The sequence below is a fragment of the uncultured Planktosalinus sp. genome, assembly GCF_963973675.1.
In the GTDB taxonomy this organism is placed as follows: domain Bacteria; phylum Bacteroidota; class Bacteroidia; order Flavobacteriales; family Flavobacteriaceae; genus Planktosalinus.
The window spans coordinates 1-16,643 of sequence record NZ_CAXBAN010000009.1 but is presented as its reverse complement, the minus strand read 5'-3'; the positions used below and the strand labels follow the sequence as shown (position 1 = coordinate 16,643).

The window sequence follows — 16,643 nt, the reverse complement described above, 5'->3', positions numbered from 1 at the left end:
CTCCATAATCATTTAGAACTTCCATCAACACCAATATCAATCCGGCTATAATGGCTGGTCTTGCCAGGGGTAAAATCAATTTAAAAAAGGTACGGATTTCACCAACTCCTAACATCCTGGAAGCCTCCAATAAATTATTAGCCTGATTTAGAAAAAAAGCACGGGTACTAACATACACATAAGGAAAAAGTGATATACTCAAAACAAAAGCTAACCCAAAACGATTCATCACTTCAATTCTGGTAAAGTCAAAGCCAAAGAAGCGTTGAATGATTTCCAAACTTCCACCGTAATCAAATATACCCGAATAGGCATAAGCCACTATGTAAGAAGGGATTGCGAGAGGCAAAATCAACAACCATTCCAGTTGTTTTCGAAATGGAAACTCATAACGAGCCACTAACCAGGCAGTGGTAACTCCAAATAAAAACACTAAAAAACTACAAACTATTAACAAATAGAAAGAATTGGACACATAACCGCCTAATAAATTTTTGGCAATATGTGTCCATGACTCTCCTGGCCCGTCAAAAAGTTTAAACGCAATAGTAAGTACAGGAAGAGCAATCAAAAACACTACAAAAAGTGTAATTATTGACCATCTGTTGCTGTCGCGTTTTAAACGAAGCAGCCTGTTTTTTATGGAAAAAATATCACTATTTCCAGCTTGCTTCATCAAATAAGATTACCGCTTTTTTATTGTTTTCTCCTAAATGCGAAAGATTTAATGTGTCTTCTTTAAAAGAACCCCAGTTTTTAAGTGTTTCTGAAATGGCTACGTTAGGGTTTACTGGGTACTCATAATTTGAAAGCGCAAATACTTTTTGTGACTCCTCAGTAACCAAGAACTCTATGAATTTTATTGCATTTTCTTTATTAGGAGCATATTTTGCAACACCTGCACCACTTACATTCACATGGGTACCTGTTGTTTCCTGATTTGGAAAAAAGATACCTACTGATTCTGCAACTTTCCGTTCCTCAGGATTTTCAGAGTTGGTTAACATACCTACATAATAGGTATTAACTATTGCCAAATCACCTTCACCGGCAGCAACAGCCTTGACCTGATCCCGATCATTTCCTTTTGGAGAACGCGCCATATTTTTTACAACACCTTCTGCCCAAATCTTTGAATCATCCTCTCCTTGATGGGCAATAATAGATGCTAAAAGCGACTGGTTATAGATATTACTTGAGGAGCGAACAAGTATTTTATTTTTCCATTTAGCTTCTGTTAATGCTTGGTAGGTTGACATATCTTCCGGGCTTACTCTGTCTTTAGCGTATGCAATCACACGGGCTCTTTTTGTTAAAGCAAACCAGTTTTTGTCTGTATCCATAAAATGAGAAGGAATGATTGAATCTAAAAACTTTGATTCTACAGGCTGTAATAATCCGGCAGTTTTTGCACGATGCAATCTCCCGGCATCCACCGTAATTAATACATCTGCAGGTGATTTATCGCCTTCCAAAGTCATTTTTTGTATAAGTTCATCAGCACTGGCATTAATGACATTGACTTTTATACCTGTTTGCTCTTCAAATTGCTGAAAGAGTTGCTGGTCTGCTTCATAATGCCTGTGGGTATATACATTTACTTCCTGATAGGTTTGATTTTCCTGCTCTTTTTTGGCATCATTTTTACACGAAAAAAGTACCAGGGCAGCGAGTGCTATAACTATATTTTTCATCTATAAATAAATTTTAATTGGGATGCAAATATAGTTATTTAGAATTGTTTTAAATAAAAATAATGGTGCTTTTTTGATTTAAAAGGTGTCTTTTAATTTTATTAATATTCCAAAAGCGTCTCTAGTTTTACCCTAACCTTTTCTGTACTCGGAATCATGGTTTGTTCTAGAGTAGAATTCAATGGTATGGCAGGCATATTTTCTGAACCAATCGTCATAACAGGTGCATCCAGATACTGAAAACATTCTTCCTGAATTTTTCCGGCAAGCGCTCTGGCAAAACTGTTATTGGAAGGTTCTTCTGTTACCACCAGACACTTTCCGGTTTTTTTAACCGATTTCATAATGGTCTCTTCGTCCAATGGAAAAAGGGTTCGCAAATCGATAATTTCTACCCGGTCACGCATGCCTTGTGTGGCGTTCATAGCCCAGTGAACACCCATTCCATATGAAACGATGGTGGCTGTTTCTACATCTTCCTGTTTCCAGATTTCCTGGAGCAGCCACGCATTCCCGAAAGGCAGCACATAATCTTCAGCCGGTTCAACAGAAGTTGCTCCCTTGGTTCCGGGAACTTTACTCCAATACAAGCCTTTATGTTCAAAAATCACCACCGGATTGGGGTCATAATAAGCTGCTTTAAGCAACCCTTTCAAATCAGCTCCATTACTTGGGTAGGCTATTTTTAACCCGCGGATGTTGGTCACTACACTTTCTACTGATGAAGAGTGATAGGGACCGCCACTACCATAAGCCCCAATTGGCACTCGCAAAATCATCGAAACCGGCCATTTTCCGTTTGAAAGATAGCAGCTTCGGCTTACCTCGGTAAACAATTGGTTAAGTCCCGGCCAAATATAATCTGCAAACTGAACCTCAACAATGGGTTTTAACCCCACGGCGCTCATTCCAGCGGTACTTCCCACAATAAAAGCTTCCTGAATGGGCGTATTAAACACCCGGTTGTCACCAAACTTTTGTGCCAAAGTTGCTGCTTCACGAAAAACACCACCCAGTCGTCCACCCACATCCTGTCCGTAAAGCAGGCATTCTTTGTGTTTTTTCATCAACTCTTCTATCCCAAAAAGGGCACAATCTACCATTACTACTTTTTCAGCACATTCAGGAGTTCTTGTCCCGGTTTCTTCAGTTATTGGAGTTGGCGCAAAATCATGTGTAAATAAATCTTCGGGTTTTGGGTCTTCGGCTTTGAGGGCTACTTCATAATCCTTCCTAACTTCCGCGTAGGCGGAAGTCTCGATGTCTTTCAACTCTTTTTCCGAAAAACCATTCTCCATCAGTTGTTTTCTAATCTTCGGATAAGGGTCACGCGAGCGTGCCTCCTCCAAATCATCACGATACCATTCCATTCTTACACCTGATGTATGGTGATTCAACAACGGCACTTTAGCGTGAACTAAAAAGGGCCTCCTTTCTTTTCGGATGGTTTCAATGACTTTTTGGATTTGAGTATAGCTTTCGATAAAATCAGTTCCATCAATGGAAATGGCCTCTAGTCCGTGGAACCCTTTGGCATATTCAAAAGCATCTTGGGCTCTTGTTTCTGAAGCATTCGCCGAAATATCCCAACCGTTATCTTGCACCAAATATAAAATGGGCAACTGTTTCAATGCTGCCATTTGAAAGGCCTCTGCGATTTCACCTTCGGTAACAGAAGCGTCACCAAGGGAACATACTACTAAAGGTAATTTTGAGTTTTGAATTTTGAATTTTGAATTGACGTGCTCCTGATACCAAAAACCCATCGCTGCTCCCGTAGCCGGAATCGCTTGCATCCCGGTAGCAGAACTTTGATGTGGTACTTTGGGTTTGTCATCATCGCGCAAACTGGGGTGAGAGTAATAAGTTCTTCCTCCGGAAAAAGGGTCGTCCTTCTTTGCAAGTAATTGCAGCATTAAATCTTTTGGAGTGCAGCCAAAACTCAACAACATAGAATCGTCACGATAATAAGGATAGGCATAATCTTGTGGCAACAACTGCATTCCTAAAGCAGTTTGAATGACTTCATGACCTCGCGAAGTAGCGTGCACATATTTGGAAACCACTTTAAAATTCTCTTCATACAATTCTGCCATTGTTTTGGCGGTGCAGACGTTTTTGAAGGCTTTTTTGAATATATCTTTATTTATTTTCATGTTCTCTATCAAAATTTTCTATTTACATCAAACTGTTCAAAATAATCAGCAATCCTTCTTAAAAAACTACCTCCCAAATAACCATCTACAATCCGGTGGTCAAATGACAGCGACAAATACATCATCGAACGGATTTCAATGGTGTCGCCTTCGGGTTTTTCGATGACTTCTGCCCTTTTTTTGATAATTCCCGTAGCCAAAATTGCGGCTTCGGGCTGATTAATAATGGGTGTTCCCATCAAACTACCAAAGGTACCCACATTACTAATGGTAAAGGTGCTTCCTTTGGTATCGTCTGCTTTTAGTTTGTTGTTTCGGGCTTTTTCTGCCAGTTCATTGATTACTTTCGCCAGTGTGGGTAAATCCTTTTTATCAGCATCATGAACTACAGGAACAATCAAATTACCGCTGGGCAATGCGGTTGCCATCCCAATGTTGATGTGTTCTTTAACGATAATATTAGTACCATCCACCGAAACGTTGATCATAGGGAAGTCTTTTACAGATTTTGCGACAGCTTCCACAAATAGTGGCGTGAAAGTCAATTTTTCACCATGTTTTTTCTGAAAAGCCTCTTTGTTGGCATTGCGCCAGTTGACCATATTGGTCATATCGGCTTCAACATAAGCGGTGACGTGTGGCGAAGTGTGTTTGCTATACACCATATGGTCAGCTATCATTTGCCGCATGCGGTCCATCTCTACGATTTTGCCTTTGCCTTTATCAAGGTTTAATTGCGGAATGCTGTAACCGGCTTCTGTCACTTGCTGTGCAAATTGTGCCGGACGGCCTTCCTCTATATATTTAAAGACATCACTTTTCCGTAAACGACCGTCATTGCCGGTAGCGGGAATGCGTGCCAGTTCTTCAAAACTAATGTGCTGCTCACGGGCGATTTTTTCAACCAGCGGAGAATAAAACTTGTTCGTGCGGTTCACCGGAACTTGATAGGTTGATGAAACTACTCCGGATTGTTTTGGTGCAATTTTATTCGGTGCTTTTAGAGTTGTAGCCGTTTTGACCTCCTCTTTTTGAGTGTTTTTAATTGCTTTTTTTGAAACACCTTCAGAAGCTTCCAAAATAGCAATCACCGCCCCAATTTTTACCACATCCTTAGCATTGTATTTTGTTTCCAACATAGTGCCCGAAAAAGGCGCCGGCACTTCGTTATCAACCTTATCAGTTCCAACCTCAACTATGATGTCGCCTTCTTCAAACGATTCGCCGGGTTGGACGAGCCAATTGATAATAGTGCCTTCGGTAATGCTTTCTCCCATTCTGGGAAGTTTGAATTCAACTTTTGACATATGTCTTTATTCTTTTTTCTCTTTCTTGTATTCTTCTAGGGTCTTGTAAAAATCCTCTTGAACTGGCCTGTTTTTAGGAATTTCTCGCAAAGGCTCCACCTCCCGCAAACTCTCGTGACAATCGGCAGGCAATTGCTGATACAATCGTGTTCCAGCGGTTTTCCAGGAAATCATTTCGTCACTGACTTCTTTAATCACTTTTGCCGGGTTTCCCACTACCAAACTTCTTGGCTGAATGATTGTTTCGGCTTTTACAAATGCCATTGCGCCTATGATGCATTCATCACCAATTTCAGCATCGTCCATAATTACAGTATTCATTCCCACCAATACATTTTTTCCAATGTTGGCGCCGTGGATAATTGCTCCGTGACCTATATGTGCACTTTCCCTCAAAACAATTGATTTGCCCGGAAACATATGCACCGTACAGTTTTCCTGTACATTGACACCATCTTCCAAAATAATCTCGCCCCAATCCCCACGAATCGCCGCACCCGGACCGATATAACAGTTTTTACCAATTATAACATTGCCCGTGACTGCTGCCAATGGGTGCACGAAACTGCTTTCGTGGATGACTGGTATGTGTCCTTTGAAACTGTAAATCATAATCCAAATTCCCGCGAAGGCGGGAATCTCATTGTTAATAATTATTAATTTTTATTTGTAGCTCTCCAGCTTCTTCTTCGTAAAAGCACTCAACACCAATCTCCCGCTAATCTTCGCTCGTTCTATCAGCAATTCGTCCCAGTTTTCAGTGCCGGTCCAGAATACTTTTTTCATTTCTTGCATTGCTTCGGGATTGTAAGTGCATAAGTTTTTGGCGAAAGCTGTAACCCCTTTATCTAAACTTACTGTGTCATCAAAAACCTGCATATAGAGCCCTTTACTTCTTGCCCATTCGGCATCATAAAAACTATTGGCGTCAATGGCAATCTGCGACATCCCACTTAAACCAAGTTTACGCTCCACCGCAGGTCCCACAACAAAAGGTCCAATACCAATATTGAGTTCGCTTAGCTTGATGGATGCATATTTTGTCGCCATACAGTAATCAACTGCTGAAGCAAGGCCTACACCGCCACCTACTGTTTTGCCTTGTATACGACCGATTATGAATTTTGGGCATTTGCGCATCGCATTAATGACGTTGGCAAAACCACTGAAAAAGATCTCACCGGTTTTATCATCATTGATGGAAATGAGTTCGTTAAAACTGGCGCCTGCACAAAATGTACGGTCACCGCCACTTTGCAGTATGATGACTTTTACATCGTCATTATTTCCCGCTTCGGTTATGGTGTTTGCCAATTTAGCAAGTAAATCTCCCGGCAAGCTGTTGTGTGCCGGATGGAAGAACTCAATTGTGGCAATGTTATTATTTATGTTTTGTTTTACGTAGGGTTGTTCTGTCATATTCATTTCCCGCGAAGGCGGGAATCTCGTTTTATATCACAAATTTGTGATGGTTAAACATACTATTAAAGTTTTTCATATAAGTCTTCCCAATTTGGGTTTTCTTCTTCAATTAATTTTATTTTCCAATCCCGATTCCACTTTTTTATTTGTTTTTCTTTTACATATGCTTTTTCTTCTTGTTCAAAATTTTCAAAGTAAACTAGTTTATTTAAATTGTATCTAGCAGAAAAAGTGGCTGGGTGCGCTTTTTTCTTGTGTTGATAAATTCTTCTTTTTAAATCTTTTGTAACACCAATATATAAAACGCCTTTAAGCTTATTTGTTATTATATAAACGCTCCAATTAATCAAAACTCTATTTTACTATTCTTCTATACTACTTATTTAAATTCCCACTTCCGTGGTTATATTAGATTCCCACTTCCGTGGTTATAATAGATTCCCACTTCCGTGGGAATTTTAATCAATTTGATTTGCTTATAGCAAACCAAATTGATTAAAATGATGGTTCAAATGTTTCCTCTCCAACAAATACCACTCATACTTATTTAAAAAGCCAAACACCGCATTTTTGGTGAGTGCATCAGGGTTTTCTTTGTAATACAACAGATATTCCTCTCGAGCTTCAAGCATTTTTTGTTTTGCGGTTTCTAAATCAGGGTGTTGCAAGGGTTCCAGTTTGCCTTTGTGCATCAAGGGCATATGAAATTCCCTCGGCATCGGTTTATAATTCCATAAAGTTTCCTGGGTTTTTTCTAAATATTCTTCGGGCGTGGCGATATCAAAATTCTGCATTTCGCCGGAAGCTATCCTATAACTAAATTCCAAATGTTCCACCATATGCTGCGGTGTCATCGTGCCCCATTTCGGCGTGACCGATTCTGATAATTTACTCAGATAAAACGAAATGCTCTCTGAAGTCATTTCGACAAAAGTCGTTTGCTTTTTCTGAACCATTGTCAAAATTGTGGCAAAGGCGACCATTTCGTCTTCAGTATCAAAAACTTCCACATACCACTTCACAATGCCCGATGGATGCTCTTTTCCTTTTGAGTCGCGATCCACTTTTTGTTTGCACGTAAGACGCACATAAATGGTATCGTTGTGATACAAAGGTCGCAAAAAGCGAATATCCTCCAAACCGTAATTGGCTGCTACCGGCCCTTTATTGGGATAGACAAACAAGCCTGCCGCCGCCGAAATGATAAAATAACCGTGAGCGGTGCGTTGTTCAAAAATACTTCCGTCCAGGGAGGTGATGTCTGTGTGGGCATAAAAATGATCCCAAGTCAAATTGGCGAAATTCACTATATCACCATCTGTTAAAGTTCTTTTGTGTGTTTTAAGTGACATTCCGGGTTGGATATCTTCCCAGTGATAGGTAAACGGATGCTTTTCTGCTTCTTTATAATCGGAATTGGGTTGGTAAATACCGGTGATTTCGGTAAGGGTTGTTGGCGAACCTTGAATGGCAGTGCGTTGCATATAGTGTTTGACACCACGCATCCCTCCCATTTCTTCGCCTCCACCTGCTCTACCGGGACCACCGTGAACAAGCAATGGCAATGGTGAACCGTGTCCGGTGCTTTGTTTAGCGCTTTCACGGTTGATGGTAAGGATCCTTCCGTGGTGGGAAGCGGCACCTATGGTGAATTCTTTAGCGATGGAATCATCGTTGGTAAAAATCGAACTTACCAACGAACCTTTTCCAAGTTTGGATATTTTTATCGCTTCTTCAATACTGTTATAAGGCATCAAGGTGCTCACCGGTCCAAAAGCTTCGGTGATATGTGCTGCTTCGTTTTTCAGAGGATGGTCTTCCCGGAGTAATATTGGACGAAGGAAAGAGCCTTTTTCGGCGTCAGCTCCCACTGCTTCAAAGGAATCAAAACTTCCGTAAACGATTTGAGCGGTTTTAGCAATCTTCTGAACCTGACTTTTAACAGATTCGCGTTGTGCGTGGTTTACCAGAGCTCCCATCCGCACTTCTTTTAAACGCGGGTCACCAACGGTAACTTTATCGAGTGCCTTGCCTAAGGCAATCTGAACATCTTCCATATATTTTTCAGGAACGAGGATGCGGCGAATGGCGGTACATTTTTGTCCGCATTTCACGGTCATTTCGTTACGCACTTCTTTGATAAACAAATCAAATTCTGGTGAACCTGGAGCGGCGTCTTCCGCAAGGACAGAGGCGTTCAATGAATCTGCTTCCATTGTAAAAGGCACTGATTCTTCAATAAGTTGCGGATGTGCTTTCAGCATTCTACCTATTTTAGCGGATCCTGTAAATGTCACGACATCCTGCGATTGCACGGTATCGATTATATTTTTTGCTGTTCCCGAAATGAGTTGCAGACTACCTTCGGGTAAAATGCCTGAGGCGATAATTTCTTTTACAACGGCTTCAGTAAGGTAAGCCGTTTGGGGTGCAGGAAGAACCACAGCGGGCATTCCCGCCATCCAGTTGACTGCGCATTTTTCCAGCATTCCCCATACAGGAAAATTAAAGGCATTGATATGTACAGCGACGCCTTCTTTGGGCACCATAATATGATGCGCCATAAAACGCCCACCACGGGAAAGATCGATGGGTTCGCCCTCTACGTGGTAAGACTGATTAGGGAATAATTTTCGCAAAGAGGCATTAGCAAAGAGGTTTCCAAAACCGCCTTCAATGTCTATCCAGCTATCGATTTTTGTGGCACCGGTGCGGTAACTGATTTCGTAAAACTGTGCTTTCTTTTTGTTAAGATACATGGCCAGTTTTTTGATCATGTTACCACGCTCCTGAAAGGTCATTTTACGAAGGGTCTCCCCTTTTTCACGCCCATATTGCAAAATAGATGGAAAGTCCAGCCCTTCTGTGGTAACGCTGGTAAATACTTCTCCGGTAATGGAATCCTGAACGGGCGTTCCTTCTCCATTACCGTCTGTCCAGTTGCCTAGTATGTAGTGTTGTGTTTTCATATCCTATGCCCGCGAAGGCGGGTAACTTGGTTTAATATTTTTAATTTGATTAACGAGATTTCCGCCTTCGCGGAAATTTTAGGCTCTTTCAATCACTGCAGCATATCCCTGCCCCACTCCAATACACATAGTTATCAATGCATATTTCTTGCCAGTCAAAGATAACTCTAATGCGGCGGAGTAGCAAATGCGGGCGCCGGTGACACCAAGTGGATGACCAATGGCAATGGCGCCTCCATTAGGGTTGATTCTTGAGTCGTCGTCTTCAAGTCCCCATTCTCTAATGCAAGCTAGGGATTGGGCAGCAAAGGCTTCGTTTAACTCGATGATGTCCATATCTGCCATTTTCAATCCGGCTTTTGCGAGTGCTTTGTTAGAAGCTTCTACGGGACCAATTCCCATAATTCTGGGTTCTACTCCCACCACTGCTGAACTTAGAATTCTGGCCAATGGTTTGAGGTTGTATTTTTTAACTGCAGCTTCAGAAGCGATGATTGTTGCGGCTGCACCATCATTTAACCCCGAAGAATTTCCGGCGGTAACGCTGCCGTCTTTTTTGAATGCGCCACGTAATTTTGCCAGCACTTCTTTTGAAGTATTTGGTTTGATAAATTCATCTTCAGAAAACAAAATAGGGTCTTTTTTCCTTTGGGGAATTTCCACCGTTACAATTTCTTTAGCAAGTCGGCCGTTTTGTTGTGCTTTGGCGGCTTTCATTTGGGAATTGTATGCAAAGGCATCTTGATCTTCACGTGAAATGTTGTATTTCTCCACCAGGTTTTCAGCTGTTACACCCATCCCATCGGTGCCATACATCGCGTGCATTTTTGGGTTGACAAAACGCCAACCAAAACTGGAATCATACATCTTGGCATCGGTTCCAAAAGCACTGGAAGGTTTTGCCACCACATAGGGTCCACGAGTCATATGCTCCACACCACCGGCGATAAAGACATCCCCGTCTCCTGTTTTAATTGCGCGATGTGCATGGATCATCGCTGAAAGTCCGCTGCTGCAAAGGCGGTTCACGGTTTCCCCGGGAACGCTGTAAGGCAATCCTGCCAGCAATGAAGCCATACGTGCAACATTTCGGTTGTCTTCACCGGCCTGATTAGCACAGCCCAGAATGACATCATCGTAAGCGTCTTTTGGAATGTTTGGATTTCTTTTTACGATTTCGGCGATTACAAGTGCAGCCAGATCATCGGTGCGAACCGGTGAAAGGGTGCCTTGATAACTGCCTATGGGTGTTCTTACTCCGTCAATTATATACATATTTCTATCTTCCGCGAAAGCGGAAGTCTCGTGTTTTTAGGTTACTATTTTAATTCAATATTAATTCCATTAATCCAAAATTTCTGAAAAGGTATCGTGCTGAGAAAAATCCCCTGTTCTTAACCCTCTCATAAACCATTCTTTGCGTTGTGCAGAAGTACCGTGCGTGAAACTCTCTGGTTGCACATGTCCCCTAACTCTTTTTTGAATGGCATCATCTCCCACGGCTTGTGCTGCGCTTATCGCTACTTCAATATCATTTTCAGTAAGGTATCCTTGAACATAGTGTGCCCAAAGACCTGCATAAAAATCGGCTTGAAGCTCGAGGGCAACAGATAATTTATTTGCTTCAACTTTATTCATTTGACTTTGAATTTGACGCACTTTTTGAGAGGTCCCCAAAAGTGTTTGTACATGATGTCCTATCTCGTGTGCCGTTACATAAGCAATTGCAAAGTCTCCTCTTTTAGCGCCAAAGCGATTGTGGAGTTCATTAAAAAAAACGAGGTCCATATAAGCATTTTGGTCTGCTGGACAGTAAAATGGCCCCATAGCAGAGGATGCATTACCACAAGCTGAAGTAACTTGATCATTAAAAAGAACAAGCTTTGGCTCTTTGTAAGTGCCTAAATTATTTTCTCTGAAAATCTGATGCCATACATCTTCAGTATCTGCTAAAATTGTGGCTACAAAGTCACCAATTTCAACTTCCTCAGGTGTGAGTTCGCGGTTTTGGACTTGCTGAGTGGTTTGTTGTTGATTGGAGAATTCTTCTAAAAAGGGAGCAATTGTTTGACCAGTTTCCCCTCCAAAAAGTTGAAGCAAAATCACTACTATTGCTATGAGTCCACCACCGGCAACTAACTTGCCTTTGCCACTCATCCCTCGACGATCATCGAGGTTGCCACTTTTTCTTCTGCCTTTCCATTTCATGATTTTTTAAGGAGTTATGGTTTAAATAAATTATTCCCAGTCTTTACTGGTTCTGTAAACTACACCTTTGAACAAAGCTACCAATTTTTCACCATTTTTCACTTCGATGATGTGAAAACCCAGTTTGTTTCTGGTTTCTTCGATGACAGATTCGGCTGTGATGTAATCGCCTTCTTCCAATGCTTCAATGTGGTTGATGGAGGTTTCAATCGAAACAGCAAACTTGCCATGCGTATTGGCAGAAAACCCAAAAGCGGTGTCTGCCAGCGAATAAGTGATGCCTCCATGAGCTTTGTTCATAGAATTCAACATTTCTTTTCTGACGGTCATACCGACTTTACATCGCCCGATTTCACATTCCAAAACCTCAATACCTAGCCATTGACTGAAAGAGTCGAGAGAGAGCATCTTTTCCGGTATTTTGTTACCTTCTGTCATAATTCTAAAATATTTTACTTTCTCTTCTCATTTTTCGAAGTAGCGGGCTACATCGATACCTATCCTCACGGTATTCCTCATAAAGTGCATCCATTTTTTCAACGCACCAATCAATACTCATTTCATTTGCCCAGGCGAGAAGTCCTTTTGGGTAATTCACACCTTTGGTCATCGCTAAATCAATATCTTTTGCGGAAGCGATATTTAAAAACAAGGCGTCTGCAGCTTCGTTGATGAGCATTCCTAGAATGCGTTCAAAAATTTGTTTTCCAAGTTTTGGGTCTTTTTTAGGCTCAGGATTGTTGGCATTTTCAGCATAATTATAGTACCCTCTACCCGATTTTCTACCTAAGTAACCTGCTTCGGCAAAACGTTTTTGGGTGAATGCTGGCCGGTATCTCGGGTCGAAATAGAAAGCAGTGAAAACAGTTTCGGTAACCGTATAATTGATATCGTTACCTATGAAATCCATCAGTTCAAAGGGTCCCATTTTAAAACCACCCATTTCTTTCATTGCCCAGTCAATAGTAGCAAAATCGGCAATTCCTTCTTCGTAAATACGCAATGCTTCTCCATAAAACGGGCGTGCCACTCGGTTTACAATAAAGCCGGGGGTGTCTTTGACCAAAACACCAATTTTTTTCCAATCGCCTATGATTTGCACCACTTTATTTTTCACATCATCGGAGGTCTGAATTGCCGGTATAATTTCAACCAAAGGCATCAATGGCGCAGGATTGAAAAAATGAATCCCGATAAAACGCTCGGGTTTTTTTAAAGATGCTGCCAGTGAAGCTATGGAAAGTGAGGAAGTATTTGACGCAATAATGGCTGTGTCTGATTGATAACTTTCTAACTCTTGAAATACTTTTTGTTTGATTTCGGCATTTTCAATGATGGCTTCGATGGTTAAATCCGCTTCAGCAAGGTCTTTTAAAGAGCCGACATAACTGATGCTGTTTTCGATGCGTGATTTTTCTTTTTCATCAATTTTACCTTTTTCTACCAGACGGCTCATTACTTTCGCCAAAGCAGCTTTACTTTTGTCCAAGGCCGCTTGATTGGTATCATACAATTTTACCGAACAGCCGGCTGTGGCGGCTACTTGTGCAATACCGCTGCCCATTGTTCCTGATCCTATTATTGCTAATTTCATAAATATTTCAAATTTTTTATTTCAAATTTTTTATTTCAAATTTGAAATTAGTATTTATACTATTCTGTTATTCCTTTTTGATGTTGATACACTCTTTGAAAAAATCAAAACCAGCTCTGTTGCTTCCTTTAGGAGTATTTCAATAAACTCCTTACTTTCATAAAAGTCAGTTCCTATTTGAATTCTTAAATTGGTTTTTGATTCACGCAACTCTTTGAGACAAATCTGCATTTTATGAATGTAATCTCTGTGAGATTCACCTGCTCTTGCCTCTGAATAATTTAAAGGCGGACTGCTAGCTGAACGTATCAATTGCCCGTTCATATGGTCTGAAGCATATGACTTTTTTGCCATTGAAGTAAGTTTGATACAATCAATTGCAAATCTTATTAATCTGTTTTCCAACTCGTCAGCAGTCATAGTAACTTCAAAATTATTATTTCAAACTTGTGGTTTTTAAAAATTTAGTTATTCATTTTCAAATTTGAAATGTGAAATTACAAATTTGAATTTTGAAATCATTTACCAATAAAATTGGGTTTTCTTTTTTCCATAAACGCATTTACACCTTCCCTGTAATCTTCCGTTTGGGCAGCTTCGATTTGGTATTTGGACTCCAGTTTAAGTTGGTCATTCAGGTTGTTTTGCATAGATGCGTTCAAGGCTTTTTTGGTCAATGCGAGTCCGTGGGTAGGCATTTGCGAAAGGGTTATTGCTATTTTTTCGGCTTCTTCCATAAAGATTTCTGCCGAAAATACTTTGTAAATCATCCCTAGTTTTTCGGCTTCTTCTGCAGATACTTTATCACCCAGCATCATCAAGGCTGAAGCTTTCTGGAAACCAATCAATCGGGGTAAAAAGAACGTTCCCGCACTATCAGGAATCAAACCAATTTTACTGAACGCCTGTATAAAACTGGCAAGGCCTGATGCCACAACCACATCACAAGCCAGTGCAATATTAGCGCCGGCACCGGCAGCAACCCCATTTACGGCGGCTACCACGGGTTTTTCTATATTTCTAATTCTGGAAATGATGGGATTGTAATGTTCATCTAAAATGGCTTTAAACCCGGGATTTAACTCAGGACTGGTGACTTCTTTTAAATCCTGGCCGGCGCAGAAGGCTTTTCCACTTCCAGTGAGGAGAATGGCTCGAACTTCAGGATTTACTTCACAATCATCCAATGCTATTTGCAATGCTAGTGCCATCTCGCGGTTGAAACTGTTGAATACTTCAGGCCGGTTAAGGGTGATGATGGCGAGGTTGTTTTTTATTTGTATTTCTATACTTTTCATAGTCTAAAAAGGTTATATCATAATAATTACGAGATCCCTCCTTCGCTGGGATTATTTTAAGCATTTAAAATAGTCAAACGGCTCTAAACAGTCATTGCACTTAAACTGTGCTTTGCAAGCTGTGGAACCAAACTGGCTGACCAATTCGGTATTTTTTGAACCACATTGTGGGCATTTTACTAATTTTTTGTTTCCTAAAAGGGCTTCCTTGTCTGACGTGGCATCGAGTGGTGCTGCGATTCCATATTTTTCTAATGCTGCCCTTCCATCTTCAGAAATCATATCGGTACTCCAGGCGGGTGAAAGGATGAGTTTAACTTTGGCTTTCATTCCAGCCTTTGCGAAAGCGGTTACTATATCGTCACCTATAACATCCATTGCAGGGCAACCACTGTAGGTGGGCGTAATCTTCACCTCAACAGAACCGTCTTTCAACACCTCAGCTTCACGCACCACACCCAGATCCACAATTGTCAAAACCGGTATTTCAGGGTCTGGAACGGTTTTTAGGATTTCGATTAATTTGGGGTTGATATGTCGGGTGGTTTCTGTCATATGAAAATCGAATAACGAATTAAGAATAACGAATATCGAAGGGTTAGATTTGATTTTTATTTTTAGAAGTTCGAATACTTACAACAAAAATGGAAATAAGCTCGTTATTTTCGTTGATTAATTCTTCTACCTTTTTAATATCCTTTATTAAATTTGCTCCTTTTTGGATTTTTAAATTAATAAGTGACTCTCTTAATTCTTTAAGGCAAATTTTCATTTTATGCAAGAAATCCCTAGCAGATTCTGCACTTTGAGCCTCTCCATAATTCAAAGCCACGGCCGTAGTTGATCGAATCAATTGTTTTGATAAATGTTGTGAAGCAAAATTTCCATCTAATTTTCCGCAAGCCAATATGACATCAATAGCAAACTTAATAAGTCTTTCTTCTAAATCATATTTATAATTCTTCATTGTTTAAAAAATTAGAAAACTTCAGTGTTCTTTATTGTAATTTCGATATTTAGTATTCCCTTACCACTTCATTCCGGGATAGGTGCGTTGCATGAATTGTAAATCTGCTAATATATAACCCATATGTTCGGAATGCACACCATGTTTTCCGCCTTTGTGGAAGTATTTGCTTTCGGGGATTTTGAGTGTTGCTTCTTTTAATAACTCTGTAACTTCTTTATAATAGTTGCCTTTTAATTTGGAAACATCGACGCCAATCCCTGCTTCTGCGGCTTGTTTGTCTGCTTCGGTCATTTCGAAAAGTTCGTTAGTGTAAGGCCATAGATCCTTTACAGCATTTTGAATACGTGTATGACTTTCTTCTGTTCCATCACCCAGTCGTTTTACCCAATCCCCTGAAAAACGTTTGTGGTAACTCACTTCCTTGATGCCTTTTTTGGCGATGGCCGAAAGGGTTTCATCTTTACTGTTTTGCAATTCCTGCATTAACAACAAATGAAATACATCGAAGAAATACTGGCGGGCGATGACGTAGCCAAAATCTGTATTGGGTTGTTCTACCAGTAGCACGTTTTTGTAATCCCGTTCCAAACGCAAAAAAGCGATATCGTCTTCGGTTTTGTCTTCACCTGAAAGTTGGGCGATGTATTGGTAATAACTGCGCACCTGCCCGAATAAGTCCAGTGACATATTTGTCAAAGCGATGTCTGTTTCCAGACTGGGACCGTGACCACAGAGTTCGCCGAGGCGTTGGCCAAGGATTAAGGAGTTGTCTGCGATGCCTAGTATGTAATTCCCGCGAAGGCGGGAATCTTGTTCTATTAATTCCATATTTTTAAATTATTCTTAATTTTTTGTCAGCAATCCTTTTCGATTTAAAAATCAAATCCTCATTCCTCCAATTCATACTTATATCCATCCAACCCGGATTCATTACTTCAATCAAATTAATTTTCCATTGGCGGTTCCATTTTTTCAATTGCTTTTCACGAATTACAGCTTGTGTACCATTATCAAATTCTTCTAAA

General features: G+C 40.6%; 17 protein-coding genes and 1 pseudogene. All 18 read right to left on the bottom strand.

What is annotated here, in order from left to right; all coding sequences use genetic code 11:
• On the bottom strand, positions 1–676 hold a 676-nt coding region (locus AACY61_RS00870; RefSeq protein ID WP_339609255.1), incomplete at its 3' end, for an ABC transporter permease subunit.
• Complete coding sequence (locus AACY61_RS00865) at positions 657–1,694, bottom strand: Fe(3+) ABC transporter substrate-binding protein (protein WP_339609253.1); 1,038 nt, start codon at positions 1,692–1,694, stop codon at positions 657–659. The genes AACY61_RS00865 and AACY61_RS00870, both read right to left, overlap by 20 nt.
• A 101-nt stretch (positions 1,695–1,795) precedes the next feature.
• The gene (locus AACY61_RS00860; RefSeq protein ID WP_339609251.1) at positions 1,796–3,850 is read right to left on the bottom strand and encodes a thiamine pyrophosphate-dependent enzyme; all 2,055 of its coding nucleotides are present in this window, start codon (positions 3,848–3,850) and stop codon (positions 1,796–1,798) included.
• Between the two features lie 8 nt (positions 3,851–3,858).
• Positions 3,859–5,157: a dihydrolipoamide acetyltransferase family protein gene (locus AACY61_RS00855; protein WP_339609249.1), complete on the bottom strand. Its 1,299-nt coding sequence runs from the start codon at positions 5,155–5,157 to the stop codon at positions 3,859–3,861.
• A 6-nt stretch (positions 5,158–5,163) separates the two neighbouring features.
• Positions 5,164–5,769 (bottom strand): transferase hexapeptide repeat family protein, encoded by a 606-nt coding sequence (locus tag AACY61_RS00850; protein ID WP_339609247.1) that lies wholly within the window; start codon positions 5,767–5,769, stop codon positions 5,164–5,166.
• 51 nt (positions 5,770–5,820) lie between these two features.
• The gene (locus tag AACY61_RS00845) at positions 5,821–6,576 is read right to left on the bottom strand and encodes an enoyl-CoA hydratase/isomerase family protein (protein ID WP_339609257.1); all 756 of its coding nucleotides are present in this window, start codon (positions 6,574–6,576) and stop codon (positions 5,821–5,823) included.
• 65 nt (positions 6,577–6,641) lie between these two features.
• Complete coding sequence (locus AACY61_RS00840; RefSeq protein ID WP_339609245.1) at positions 6,642–6,929, bottom strand: GIY-YIG nuclease family protein; 288 nt, start codon at positions 6,927–6,929, stop codon at positions 6,642–6,644.
• Positions 6,930–7,055: 126 nt separating this feature from the next.
• Complete coding sequence (gene paaZ, locus AACY61_RS00835) at positions 7,056–9,548, bottom strand: phenylacetic acid degradation bifunctional protein PaaZ (RefSeq protein WP_339609244.1); 2,493 nt, start codon at positions 9,546–9,548, stop codon at positions 7,056–7,058.
• A gap of 78 nt (positions 9,549–9,626) precedes the next feature.
• Positions 9,627–10,823, bottom strand: coding sequence for a 3-oxoadipyl-CoA thiolase (pcaF, locus tag AACY61_RS00830; RefSeq protein WP_339609242.1), 1,197 nt, complete (start codon positions 10,821–10,823; stop codon positions 9,627–9,629).
• Between the two features lie 69 nt (positions 10,824–10,892).
• Complete coding sequence (locus AACY61_RS00825; protein WP_339609240.1) at positions 10,893–11,756, bottom strand: neutral zinc metallopeptidase; 864 nt, start codon at positions 11,754–11,756, stop codon at positions 10,893–10,895.
• A 30-nt stretch (positions 11,757–11,786) separates the two neighbouring features.
• Entirely contained in the window at positions 11,787–12,194 is a 408-nt protein-coding gene (locus tag AACY61_RS00820; protein WP_339609238.1) for a hotdog fold thioesterase, read from the bottom strand.
• 4 nt (positions 12,195–12,198) lie between these two features.
• Positions 12,199–13,350 carry a 3-hydroxyacyl-CoA dehydrogenase NAD-binding domain-containing protein gene (locus tag AACY61_RS00815; protein WP_339609236.1) on the bottom strand — a complete coding sequence of 384 codons (1,152 nt, stop codon included), beginning with the start codon at positions 13,348–13,350 and terminating at the stop codon, positions 12,199–12,201.
• 54 nt (positions 13,351–13,404) lie between these two features.
• Positions 13,405–13,770, bottom strand: coding sequence for a four helix bundle protein (locus AACY61_RS00810; protein WP_339609234.1), 366 nt, complete (start codon positions 13,768–13,770; stop codon positions 13,405–13,407).
• Between the two features lie 98 nt (positions 13,771–13,868).
• Positions 13,869–14,648 (bottom strand): enoyl-CoA hydratase-related protein, encoded by a 780-nt coding sequence (locus AACY61_RS00805; protein WP_339609232.1) that lies wholly within the window; start codon positions 14,646–14,648, stop codon positions 13,869–13,871.
• Between the two features lie 51 nt (positions 14,649–14,699).
• Entirely contained in the window at positions 14,700–15,203 is a 504-nt protein-coding gene (gene paaD, locus AACY61_RS00800) for a 1,2-phenylacetyl-CoA epoxidase subunit PaaD (protein WP_339609230.1), read from the bottom strand.
• A gap of 43 nt (positions 15,204–15,246) precedes the next feature.
• Positions 15,247–15,615: a four helix bundle protein gene (locus AACY61_RS00795; protein ID WP_339609228.1), complete on the bottom strand. Its 369-nt coding sequence runs from the start codon at positions 15,613–15,615 to the stop codon at positions 15,247–15,249.
• A gap of 60 nt (positions 15,616–15,675) precedes the next feature.
• The gene (gene paaC / locus AACY61_RS00790) at positions 15,676–16,446 is read right to left on the bottom strand and encodes a 1,2-phenylacetyl-CoA epoxidase subunit PaaC (RefSeq protein ID WP_339609226.1); all 771 of its coding nucleotides are present in this window, start codon (positions 16,444–16,446) and stop codon (positions 15,676–15,678) included.
• A 4-nt stretch (positions 16,447–16,450) separates the two neighbouring features.
• Positions 16,451–16,643, bottom strand: a pseudogene (locus tag AACY61_RS00785) (hypothetical protein); the annotation flags it as partial.